Origin of the sequence: Microbacterium sp. IEGM 1404 (assembly GCF_030056775.1) — a bacterium.
Taxonomy (GTDB): Bacteria; Actinomycetota; Actinomycetes; order Actinomycetales; family Microbacteriaceae; genus Microbacterium.
This window is the reverse complement of sequence record NZ_JASHKP010000002.1, coordinates 297487-309399: the sequence shown is the minus strand read 5'-3', so window position 1 is coordinate 309399 and position 11913 is coordinate 297487. Positions and strand designations below refer to the sequence as shown.

Here is an 11913-nt window from a genome sequence, read left to right as displayed (position 1 = left end):
CCGCATGATCCCGCGCTCCTCGCCCCGCCCGTTCCCCCTGACCCTCGTCGCGTTGCTGGCCCTCGCCGGGTGTGCGGCCGGCTCTCCGACCGGGCCCACGCCCGACACGACCCCCGACGCGGCCGTCGACACGCACGGCGCCATCGCCGGCGCGGCGGAACTCGCGGAACCTGCGCTCGGGTTGACCTCGATCGACGCCGAGGGGCGCGTGTCGCACCTCGACCTGCTCGACGAATCGACCACGGATCTGGGGGCGGTGCGAGCCCCCGACGCGGTGCACGGCGACGGGCGGTATCTCTTCGCGATGGACGGGGACGGCGTCTCGATCGTCGACAGCGGCGTGTGGACGTGGGATCACGTCGACCACTTCCACTACTACCGCGCCGAGCCGCGCGTGCTCGGCGACGTCGCGGGCGGGGGAGTCGCGACCGTCGCGACGTCGAACTCGTCGACGACCGGTGGCACGGGGCTGTTCTTCCCCGAGAGCGGCGACGCCGTCCTCCTCGACACCGAGGCGCTCTCGAAGGGCCGCATCGTGGAGACGTTCCGCCTCGCACGCGAGCCGGGCGCGGGTCTCGTCGTCCCGGTCGGGTCGTTCGCGGCCGTGGCCGCCGCCGACGTCCTGGCTCTGCACACCGCCGACGGCACGCCGACCGGCGACTCCGCCGACTGCGTCGATCCCGCCGGGACGATCACCACCCGCGTGGGAGCGGTCATCGGATGCCGGGACGCGGCGCTTCTCATCCACGTCGAGGACGAGCGGCCCGTCATCGAGCGCGTCCCCTACCCCGCGGGCACGACCGCGGCGCGGGCGACCGCCTTCGCCAACCGCGAGGGGCGTCCGCGCGTGGCCGCGCTCGCCGGCGACGACGGCATCTGGATCCTCGACACCCGGGCGCGGTCGTGGTCGCTGATCCCTGCCCCCGAGCCCCTCGTGCAGGTCACCGCGGTCGATGACGCCGACGCGAATCTGCTCGCCCTCACCCGCGACGGGCGCGTGCTCGTGCTCGACGGCGAAACGGGCGGGGAGCGCGCGGCATCCGCCCCGCTCGTCGCCGAGAGCCTCGCGGCGGGCGCGTCCGCGACGCTCGTGGCCGACCAGCAGCGCGCCTACCTCAACGGTCCCGTCGAGGGGCGCCTCTGGGAGATCGACTTCGCCGACGGTGCGCGCATCGCCCGGGAGTTCCCCGCCGAGCGCAGCCCCGCGTTCTTCGTTCAGACGGGACGCTGAGATGAGACTGCTGCGCCTCACCGCCGCCCTCCTGCTCGCCGCGGGGGTGCTCACCGGCTGTTCCGCCCCCGCGAGCGACCGTCCGCTCGTCATAGTGTCGACGAACATCCTCGGCGACGTCGTCTCGAACCTCGTCGGTGACGACGTCGAGGTGGTGACCCTCATGCGACCCGGGGCCGACCCGCACGCGTTCGAGATCTCCGCGGCGGAGGCGGCGCGGCTGCGCTCGGCCGACCTCGTCGTCTCGAACGGTCTCGGCCTCGAGGAAGGGCTGCAGCAGCACCTCGACGCGGCCGCGGGGGCGGGCGTCGCCGCGTTCGTCGCCGGGGACGCCGTCGACGTCCTGTCCTACACCTCGACCGACGCCGGTGGCGCCGACGATCCGCACTTCTGGACCGACCCGGCGCAGACGATCGCCGTGGTCGACGCGCTCGTCCCCGTGCTCGAGGCGATGGACGGGGTGGATGCCGCCGCGGTCGCCGCCCGGTCGGCCGCCTACCGCGGCGAGCTGACGGAGCTGGACGCCGACATGACGGACGCCTTCGCCGCCATCCCGTCCGCGCAGCGCGCACTGGTGACGAATCACCACGTCTTCGGCTACCTCGCCGAGCGATTCGGATTCCGTGTCGTGGGAGCCGTGATCCCCGGGGGGACGACGCTCGCCGCCCCGAGTGCGAGCGACCTCGCCGACCTGGTGTCGGCGATCGACGACGCCGGCGTCCGCACGATCTTCGCCGAATCGTCGCAGCCGGACCGGCTCATGAAGGTGCTCGCCGAGGAGGCCGACGTCGACGTGACGGTCACCGAGCTGTTCACGGAGTCGCTGACGGATGCCGCCGGCGGAGCCCCCGACTACCTGACCATGATGCGCGTCAACACGGAGCGCATCGCCACCGGCCTGTCGCCCTGAGCGCCCGGCCACCCCTGAGAGAAAGAGAAATCACATGCGCACCCTTCCCCTCCGCCGCGCGGGCGTGCTCGCCCTCGCGGTCGGCGCGACCGTCGGTCTCGCGGCCTGTGCCGGCACCGGCTCCGCGACCCCGGGCTCGTCCGCGTCGGCGGTGGCCGAGACCGGCACCCGCGTGGCCCTGTCCTACCCGGGCGGCATCGTCGTCCTCGACGGCGAGACGCTGGAGGTCCTCGGCGACGTCGACTCCGAGGAGTTCACCCGCCTGAACCCCGCCGGCGACGGGCGCCACATCATGGTGACGACCAGCGCGGGCTTCCAGGTGCTGGATGCCGGCTCGGCCGACGCCGCTCCCGCGCTCACCGACCTGGTGTTCCCGGCGGAGAAGGCCGGACACGTCGTCGTGCACGGCGGCAAGACCGTGCTGTACGCCGACGGCACGAGCGACACCACCGTGTTCGACAGCGCCGCGCTGTCGGCATCCACCGGTCGTCCCGCCGTCGAAACGATCCCCGGCGTCGAGGCGCACCACGGCGTCTCGATCGTGCTCGAGGACGGCACGTTCCTCACCACGGTCGGCAACGCCGACGGCCGCACCGGCGTCGTCGCGAAGGATCCCTCGGGCCGGACCCTCGCCGAGAGCGCGGACTGCCCGGGCGTGCACGGCGAGGGCACCGCGAAGGACGAGGTCGTCGTCTTCGGCTGCGAGAACGGCGCGCTCGTCTACGACGACGGCGCCTTCACCAAGCTCACCGCCCCGGACCAGCCCTACGGACGCATGGGCAACGCCTACGTCAGCGAGACCAGCCCGCTCGTCATCGGCGACTACAAGGACGACCGGGATGCCGAGGGCTACCTGCTCCACCGCGTCGCGCTGATCGACACGCAGGCCAAGACGCAGGCCGTCGTCGATCTGCCCGAGGGGGTCGAGTACACGTTCCGCGACATCGCCCGCGGCCCCGGGGACCGCGGCTACATCCTGGCCACGGACGGGTCGATCCACGTCATCGACCCCGCCACGGGTGCAGTGACGGAGGCGTTCCCGGTGATCGACGCGTGGGAGGGGCCGGTCGAGTGGCAGGACGCGCACCCCGCGATCAAGGTCAGCGGCGACGTCGCCTACGTGACCGAGCCGGCGAGGAACGCGGTGCACGCCGTCGACCTCACCACGGGCGAGGTGCTCACCACTGCGACGCTGACGGTCACGCCGAACGAGATCGCGCTCACGCGCTGACGCCGCCGAGCCGTCCCGGGGAACCCTCGGGGCGGCTCCGCGCGCTCAGGCCGATTCGCGCCAGACGATCGGGCTCTCCAGCAGGATCGGGGCCGTGAAGGTCTGGCCGTCGAGCTGCGCGAGCACGGCGCGGGCGGCGGCGCTGCCGAGCTGATCGGCGGGTTGGTGCACGGTCGACAGCGGGGGATCGCAGCGCAGGGCCCAGGAGCTGTCGTCGAAGCCGACGATCCCCACGTCGTCGGGGACGCGTCGACCCGTCTCGCGGAGGGCTTCGATCGCGCCGGCGGCGACGGCGTCGCTCGAGGCGAAGACGCCGTCGATGTCGGGAACCCGGTCGAGCAGGCGCTTCATGCCGGCCTTGCCGTCGGAGAACGAGTAGAACGGCACCCGCTCGACGAGCTGGGGGTCGAAGTCGCCGCCCAGCGCGTCGACGAACCCCGCGAGGCGGTCGGCGCCGGAGTCGCGGTCGAGCGCGGCGGCGACCATGCCGACGCGACGCCGACCGGTGCCGACGAGGCGTTTCGTGATCTCGCGCGCGGAGCCGCGGTTGTCGATCGCGACGTGGGCGGCGTCGCCGATGTCGCGCGGGTTGCCGACGAAGGCGGCGGGGAGACCCAGCTCGACGACCGCGCGCGTGATGGGGTCGCCCACGCGCGCCGACACGATGATCACGCCGTCGATGAGGCCGCCGCTGAGGTAGCGCGCGAGGCGGTCCACATCGCGCGGGGTGTCGGCGATGAGGCACGACAGCTGGTAGTCGGCCTCGGAGAGTGCGCTGTTCGCGCCGAGCAGGATCGAGGCGATGTTGGGGTCCTCGACGAACAGCGAGTGCGGTTCGTGCACGATGAGCCCGATCGCCTGGGAGCTCTGCATCACGAGGCTGCGCGCCGCGCGGTTGGGGACGAACCCGACGCGGGCGATGGCCGCCTCGATCGCGGCGCGCGCGTCCTCCGAGACGTACGGCTGGCCGTTGAGCACGCGGCTGACCGTGCCCCGCGAGACGCCCGCTTCGAGGGCGACGTCCTTCACGGTGGCGCGACGTCGACGCTCCGTTTCCACGTTCCCGATCCTAGGGGCGACCCGCTCGATGTGTGAACGAGCACAGATTGATAACGAACACTTGACGCGGAAAACGTCGAATGCCACTCTGTGTACGTTCACAGAACCTCGACGGAGAGGCATCCGCTCGAGACTGTGCACGTTCACAGAACGAGGAGCAGGATGACCGGCCGGACCCCCTTCACCCACGAGGGCATCGCCTTCGGGTGCGACTACAACCCCGAGCAGTGGTCGCCCGAGGTGTGGGACGAGGACATCCGCCTCATGCGGGAGGCCGGGGTCGACCTCGTCGCCGTCAACATCTTCGGCTGGTCGCACCTGCAGCCCGGTCCCGACGCCTTCGACTTCGCCGCGCTCGACGACATCCTCGAGCGGCTCCACGCCGCCGGCATCCGGGTCAACCTCGGAACCGGAACCGCCTCGGCGCCGGCATGGCTCAGCCGCGCATACCCCGAGGTACTGCCCATGACCGAGGACGGCACCCGCCGCTACCCGGGCGGACGCCAGGCCTGGTGCCCCAGCTCGCCCGTCTTCCGCACGGCATCCCTCCGCCTGGTCGAAGCGGTCGCCGCGCGGTACGGGGCGCACCCGGCGGTAGCCCTCTGGCACGTCTCGAACGAACTCGGATGCCACAACGCCCTCTGCTACTGCGACGAGAGCGCCGCCGCCTTCCGCGTGTGGCTGCGGGAGAGGTACGGCTCGGTCGCCGAGCTGAACCGGGCGTGGGGCACCGCGTTCTGGAGCCAGACCTATCACGACTGGGAGGAGATCCTCCCGCCGCGAGCCGCCCTGTCGGCCCGCAACCCCGGGCAGCTGCTGGACTTCCACCGTTTCAGCTCGGACGCGGTCTTCTCCCAGTACCGCGCCGAGGCCGACGTCCTCCGTCGCCTGAGCGACCGCCCCGTCACGACGAACTTCATGGTCACCGCCCACATCGAGAACATGGACTACTGGTCGTGGGCCGACGAGATGGACGTCGTCGCCAACGACCACTACCTCGACCACCGGCTCGGCGACCCGCTCAGTGAGCTCGCCTTCGCCGCCGACCTCAGCCGCGGCCTCGCGCAGGGGGCCCCGTGGATCCTCATGGAGCACTCCACCGGCGCGGTGAACTGGCAGCCGCTGAACCTCGCCAAGGAGCCCGGTCAGCTGCTGCGGAACTCCCTCACACACGTCGCGCGCGGCGCCGACGGCGTCTGCTTCTTCCAGTGGCGCGCGTCGCTCCAGGGAGCGGAGAAGTTCCACTCGGCGATGCTGCCCCACGCCGGCACCGACTCCGCCGTGTGGCGCGAGGTCGTCGAACTCGGCGGAATCGTCGATCGGCTCGGCGAGGTCGCCGGGTCGCGGGTCGTGGCGGATGCCGCTGTGATCTTCTCGTGGGAGGCGTGGTGGGCCACCGACACAGAATGCCGCCCCAGCCAGTCGGTCGGGTACCTCACACAGGTGCACGCCACGTACGCCGCACTCCACGCCCAGGGGCTCACCGTGGACATCGTGCGCCCGGGGGCCGACCTCACCGCGTACCGCTTCGTGGTGGTCCCGGGCCTGCACCTCCTGCGCGCCGACGAGGCCGCGGTGCTCACCGGCTGGATCGCCGCGGGCGGGACCGCGGTCGTCACCTACAACTCGGGCATCGTCGACGAGAGCGACCGCATCTGGGCGGGCGGCTACACGGGTCCGCTGCGGGACGCCCTCGGCATCCACGTCGAAGAGTTCGCGCCCGTCGCGCCCGGCGTCGCGATCGCGCTCGACGACGGCACGAGCTCGCACCTGTGGAGCGAACGCCTGCGCGCGACGACGGCCGAGACCCTCGCGACGTTCGCGGACGGTCCCGCGACGGGGTCGCCCGCGATCACCCGCAACGCCCACGGGCGGGGGAGCGCGTGGTACCTCGCCACGCAGCTCGAGCCCTCGACCCTCGCCGACCGGCTCGGCGCGATCGCCCGCGCCGCGGGCGTCCGACCGCCGGCCGAGGTCGAGGCCGCGGGCGCGTTCGAGATCGTCCGTCGACGCGGGGAGGACGCGTCCTACGTCTTCGTCGTCAACCACGGCGACACCGAACTCGTCGCCGACGTGCGCGGCACCGAGCTCATCACGGGCCTCGCGGTCGAGGACCGACTGCGCGTCCCATCCGGCGCCGTGCGCGTCGTCCGAGAGGAGAACCATCCATGACCGCTCCCGCCGCAGGGGCAGCGACGCCCCGGGTGCGTCGACGCATCCCCCACAAGAGGGCCATCGTGGCCTTCATCGCCCCCTTCGTGGTGCTGTTCGTCCTCTTCTACCTCGTGCCCATCGGCTACGCGGTGTGGAAGTCGATGCTCGTCGTCGAGCGCGAGGGCACGTTCGGTCAGGCCCGGGAGGTGTTCGGCGGACTCGCGCAGTACGCGCTGGTGTTCCAGAACACCGCGTTCTGGACCTCGGTCGGCCGCGTGCTGCTGTTCGGTGTCGTGCAGGTGCCGGTGATGCTCGGCCTCGCGCTGCTGTTCGCCCTGCTGCTGGACTCGCCGCTGCTGCGCGGCAAGCGCTTCTTCCGCCTGGCGTTCTTCGTGCCGTACGCCGTGCCGGGCGTGATCGCCGCGATCATGTGGGGCTTCCTGTACTCGCCCAACCTGTCGCCGTTCCCCGCCGTCACCTCGAACGTCGATCTGCTGTCGGCCGACCTGGTGCTGTGGTCCATCGCGAACGTCGTGACCTGGGTGTTCGTCGGCTACAACATGCTCATCATCTACTCGACGCTCCTGGCGATCCCGCAGGAGATCTACGAGGCGGCCCGCATCGACGGCGCCGGTCAGGCCCGCATCGCGTGGTCGATCAAGATCCCGCTCATCCGGCCGGCCCTCGTGCTCACCGGTGTCCTCTCGATCATCGGAACGCTCCAGCTCCTCGCCGAGCCCCAGACGTTCCGCTCGTTCAGCTCGGCGGTGACGAGCACCTTCACCCCCAACATGACGATCTACGCGACCAGCTCGATCCCCAACGTCTCGCTCGCGGCGGCGTTCTCGGTCGTGCTCGCCCTGGCGACGTTCGTGCTGTCGTTCACCTTCCTCCGTCTCAGCCGTCGTGGAGCCCAGTCATGAGCGCGATCGCCCCCCGCCCCACCGACACCCGCACGCTCACGACCGGCCGTCGCGCCCCCGCGCGGCGTCCCGCCGGCTCGGGCCCGCGCGAGAGCATCGTGTCGCGCACGACCGCGATGGTCGTGATGGGCATCTTCACGCTGTACTTCCTCATCCCGCTCTGGTGGCTGGTCGTGGCCTCCACGAAGGACCGTGGACAGCTGTTCAGCACCAACGCGCTGTGGTTCGCCGACTTCCGGTTCTTCGACAACGTCGGCCAGCTCTTCGCGTACCGCGACGGGGTGTACCTGAAGTGGCTCGGCAACAGCGTCCTGTACGCCGGTGTCGGCGGCGTGATCGCCACGGTGATCGCCGCGATGTGCGGCTACGCGCTGGCGAAGTACCGCTTCCCCGGCCGCGAGGCCATCTTCAACACCGTGCTCGGCGGGGTCCTCGTGCCCGCGACGGCCCTCGCACTGCCGCTGTTCCTGCTGTTCAGCCAGGTCCAGCTCACCGACACGTACTGGGCCGTGCTGCTGCCGAGCATCGTGAGCCCGTTCGGCGTCTACCTGTCCCGCGTGTTCGCCGAGGCATCCGTCCCCGACGAACTCCTCGAGGCCAGCCGCCTCGACGGGGCGGGCGAGGTGCGGACGTTCTTCACGGTGTCGATCCGGCTGATGTTCCCGGCGCTGGTGACGGTGTTCCTCTTCCAGTTCGTCTCGATCTGGAACAACTTCTTCCTGCCGCTGATCATGCTGCGCAGCGAAGAGCTCTTCCCCGTCACGTACGGCCTCTACGCGTGGAACTCCACCATCAACCAGTTCCCCGAGCTGCGCACGTACGTGCTGGTCGGGTCCCTCATCTCCATCCTCCCGCTCATCGTGACGTTCCTGTTGCTCCAGAGGTACTGGCGCACCGGGCTCGGTACGGGAGCCCTGAAGTGACACACCTCCCACCGGCACGACCGGCGGGCCAACCGAGAGAAGGAATCATGCAGCACAAGAAGAGAGCGGTCAGCGTCGCCCTGCTCGCCGCGGGCGCCCTGGTCATGGCGGGATGCTCGTCGTCGAGCACCGGCAGCACCGACGCGGCGTCGTGCGCCCCCGCCGGCGAGAACGTGACGCTCACGTTCACGTCGTGGATCCCCGGCATCGAGGATGCCGTCGCGATCTGGAACGAGCAGAACCCCGACATCAAGGTCGAGGTGCAGACGGGCCCCTCGGGCAACGCCGGCACGTACCAGAACTTCTTCAACCAGCTCCAGGCGGGGAACGCCCCCGACCTCGGGCAGATCGAGTACGACGCGCTGCCGAACTTCCGCGTGCAGGACGGCCTCGCGAACCTCGGCGCGTGCGAGGACGTCGTCGCGGCCAAGGACCAGTTCGTCGACTGGACCTGGAAGCAGGTCACGCTCGGCACCGAGAACGAGGTCTACGGCGTGCCGCAGGATGCCGGCCCCATGGCGCTGTTCTACCGCAAGGACCTGTTCGAGCAGAACGGCATCGCGATCCCCACGACGTGGGACGAGTACCGCGAGGCGGCCGTGAAGATCCGTGCGCTCGGCGGCTACATCACCAACTTCTCGCAGAGCGATATCAACCAGTTCGCCGGTTTCGTGTGGCAGGCGGGCGGTCAGTGGTTCTCCAACGACGGCGACGCCTGGAAGGTCGACCTCACCAGCGACGCCTCGACGAAGGTCGCCGACTACTGGCAGGGCCTGATCGACGACGACCTCGTCTCGTCGTACCCCGCGTGGACCGACGAGTGGAACAACGCCTACAACACCGGCCAGGTGTGGTCGTGGAACTCCGCGGTCTGGGGCGCCAACTCCATCTCCAGCGGTGCTCCCGACACGTCGGGCAAGTGGGCGGTCGCCGAGAGCCCCCAGTGGGCGTCGGGCCAGTCGGCCGCCGGCAACTGGGGCGGCTCCTCGATCGCGGTCTTCAAGTCGACGAAGCACCTCTACGAGGCGGCGAAGTTCGCGCTGTGGCTGAACACGTCGGAGGAGGCGCTGACGTCGCTGAACAAGACGGCGGCGATCTACCCCGCGACCAAGGACGGGCTGACGCTCCCCTCCCTGCAGGACGGCGTGCCCTTCTACGGCGACCAGAAGATCTACGACGTCTTCGCCAAGGCGTCCGGCGAGGTCGACCCGAACTTCGTGTGGGGTCCGACGATGACGCAGGTCTACGCCGACGTGTCGGACGGCTTCAAGTCGGCCGTCGCCGGCTCGGGCACGCTCACCGAGGCTCTGGCATCCGCTCAGGACAAGACGATCGCGACCCTCGAGGCGCAGTCCATCCCGGTCGCGAAGTAACCTCCATCGCATGATCCATCACCTCCGCGCCGCGGGCGTCGACTTCATCCTCGACGCCCGCGGCACGGCGGCACCGGTCGTGGTTCACTGGGGGCGCGCCCTCGGTCACCTCGACGCCGCCGCCCTCACCGCCCTGGCCGACGCGACCGCCCCCGCGGTCGCCCCGAGTTCGATCGACCGCCCGTTCCGGGTCGGCGTCGTCCCCCTGCTCACCGACGGATGGACCGGGCGTCCCGCCGTCGAGATCTCCCCGTCCAGCCCGGTGCTCGACCACGTCGACACCGTGCGCGACGGTGATGCGCTGGTCACGACCATCGCGCTCGGCGACGCGCGCATCGAACTGCGGCATACGCTCACCCCCCAGGGCGTGCTCCTCGTCGACCGGCAGCTCACCAACACGGGGACGGATGCCATCGAGGTGCGCGAGCTCGCCGCCCTCCTGCCCGTTCCCACCCGCGCACGCGAGATCCTCGATTTCACCGGCCGGTGGGCGGGGGAACGCGAGCCGCAGCGCTCGCGGCCCGGCCACGGCGTCTGGGCCCGCGACACCCGACACGGTCGCGGCGGTCACGACGACCCGTTCCTGTTCACCGTCGGCACGCCCGGGTTCGGGTTCCGCCACGGCGAGGTGTGGGCCACCCACGTCGCGTGGAGCGGTGACCGCTCCGTCTGGTTCGAGCGCGGCGACATGGGTCTGTCGGTCGTCGGAGCCGGCGAACGTCTCGACGGGCTCGTCCTGGCCCCCGGCGAGACCCATGAGGCTCCGACCGTGGTCGCGACGTGGTCCGATGCCGGCCTCGACGGTCTCTCCTCCCGCCTGCACCCGTGGGTGCGGTCGTGGGCGACCCCGCGGGGTCCGCGCCCCGTGACCCTCAACACGTGGGAGGCGGTCTACTTCGACCAGTCCCTCGAACGTCTCACGCCCCTCGTCGACGCGGCCGCGCGGGTCGGCGCGGAGCGACTGGTCCTCGACGACGGATGGTTCCACGGCCGCACCGACGACCGCCGTGCGCTCGGCGACTGGACCGTCGACGAGCGGGTGTGGCCCGACGGTCTCGGTCCGCTCATCTCTCGCGTGAACGGCGACGGTCTCGAATTCGGGCTGTGGGTCGAACCCGAGATGGTCAGCGCCGACTCCGACCTCGCCCGTGCACACCCGGAGTGGATGCTGACACCGGCGGATGCCGTGTCGTGGCGGTTCCAGCACGTGCTCGACCTCGAGCACCCCGACGCCTGGCAGCACATCTTCGACCGCCTCGACGCGCTGCTCACCGAGTACCCGATCGCGGCGCTGAAGTGGGACCACAACCGCGACCTGCTCGTCCCGCACACCGGGGGTCAGGTGCGGGCGCTCTACCGGCTCCTGGACGCCCTGCGCGCGGCGCACCCGGGCGTGGAGATCGAGTCGTGCGCGTCCGGCGGCGCCCGGATCGACCTCGGCATCCTGCGTCGCGTCGACCGGTTCTGGACGAGCGACACCAACGATCCGCTCGCCCGTCAGCGCATCCAGCGGTGGACCGGCATCCTGATCCCGCCGGAGTTCCTCGGCTCGCACGTGGGCGACGAGCGCGCGCACACGACGGGGCGGACGGCGTCGCTCGCCTTCCGCATGACGACGGCGCTGTTCCTCCACGCGGGGATCGAGTCCGACATCTCGCGCCTCGACGACGCGCAGCTCGCGGCGCTCGCAGGCTGGACGGCGCTGTACCGCACCCATCGGGCGCTGCTGCACGGCGGAACGACGGTGCGGGTCGACGACGCCGACCCGGCGCTGCTCCAGCACGGTGTCGTCGCTCCCGATCGCGGCGAGGGGCTGTTCGCCTACGTCGCGCTCGACCGGTTCGACGCGGCGTTGCCCTCGCCGATCGTGCTGCCGGGCCTCGATCCGCAGCGTCGGTATCGCGTGCGGGTGCTCGACGTCGGTGCGCCGGTACGCACGATCCAGGATGCCGACCCCGCCTGGCTCGTGGCCGGTGGCACCGTGTTGCCGGGTTCGGTGCTCGCCGAGGGCGTGCTCGCCGCGCCGCTGCTGGCGCCCGGGGAGGCACTGCTGATCCACGTCACGGCCGACTGAGCGGACAGGGAGAAGCCCCGCCCCCGAAAGGGGCG

Annotated in this window: 9 protein-coding genes; 8 read left to right on the top strand and 1 reads right to left on the bottom strand. The window is 71.2% G+C overall.

Annotated features, from left to right (window positions below; all coding sequences use genetic code 11):
• The first annotated feature begins 4 nt into the window (after positions 1-4).
• From QM517_RS07185 to aztD, 3 genes are read left to right on the top strand one after another with little or no spacing between them, the layout of a single operon-like run.
• Positions 5-1231: an ABC transporter gene (locus tag QM517_RS07185; RefSeq protein WP_283286217.1), complete on the top strand. Its 1227-nt coding sequence runs from the start codon at positions 5-7 to the stop codon at positions 1229-1231.
• Position 1232: 1 nt separating this feature from the next.
• Positions 1233-2141, top strand: a complete 909-nt coding sequence (aztC, locus tag QM517_RS07180) for a zinc ABC transporter substrate-binding protein AztC (RefSeq protein ID WP_283286215.1) — start codon at positions 1233-1235, stop codon at positions 2139-2141.
• Positions 2142-2175: 34 nt separating this feature from the next.
• Complete coding sequence (gene aztD, locus QM517_RS07175; protein ID WP_283286214.1) at positions 2176-3372, top strand: zinc metallochaperone AztD; 1197 nt, start codon at positions 2176-2178, stop codon at positions 3370-3372.
• A 45-nt stretch (positions 3373-3417) separates the two neighbouring features.
• On the opposite strand, the gene QM517_RS07170 is transcribed toward aztD, so the two are convergent.
• Entirely contained in the window at positions 3418-4431 is a 1014-nt protein-coding gene (locus QM517_RS07170; protein ID WP_283286213.1) for a LacI family DNA-binding transcriptional regulator, read from the bottom strand.
• Between the two features lie 162 nt (positions 4432-4593).
• Between QM517_RS07170 and QM517_RS07165 the strand changes: the two genes are divergently transcribed.
• From QM517_RS07165 to QM517_RS07145, 5 genes are read left to right on the top strand one after another with little or no spacing between them, the layout of a single operon-like run.
• Entirely contained in the window at positions 4594-6603 is a 2010-nt protein-coding gene (locus QM517_RS07165; protein WP_283286212.1) for a beta-galactosidase, read from the top strand.
• Positions 6600-7508, top strand: a complete 909-nt coding sequence (locus QM517_RS07160; protein WP_077052360.1) for a carbohydrate ABC transporter permease — start codon at positions 6600-6602, stop codon at positions 7506-7508. Before QM517_RS07165 ends, QM517_RS07160 begins: the two co-directional genes overlap by 4 nt.
• A complete protein-coding gene (locus QM517_RS07155) occupies positions 7505-8431 on the top strand; it encodes a carbohydrate ABC transporter permease (protein ID WP_083735184.1) in 927 nt (308 codons plus the stop codon). The genes QM517_RS07160 and QM517_RS07155 overlap by 4 nt, the downstream gene beginning before the upstream one ends.
• Before the next feature lie 47 nt (positions 8432-8478).
• Positions 8479-9804 (top strand): ABC transporter substrate-binding protein, encoded by a 1326-nt coding sequence (locus QM517_RS07150; RefSeq protein ID WP_077052359.1) that lies wholly within the window; start codon positions 8479-8481, stop codon positions 9802-9804.
• Positions 9805-9814: 10 nt separating this feature from the next.
• Positions 9815-11878, top strand: a complete 2064-nt coding sequence (locus tag QM517_RS07145; RefSeq protein WP_283286211.1) for an alpha-galactosidase — start codon at positions 9815-9817, stop codon at positions 11876-11878.
• Positions 11879-11913 lie beyond the last annotated feature (35 nt).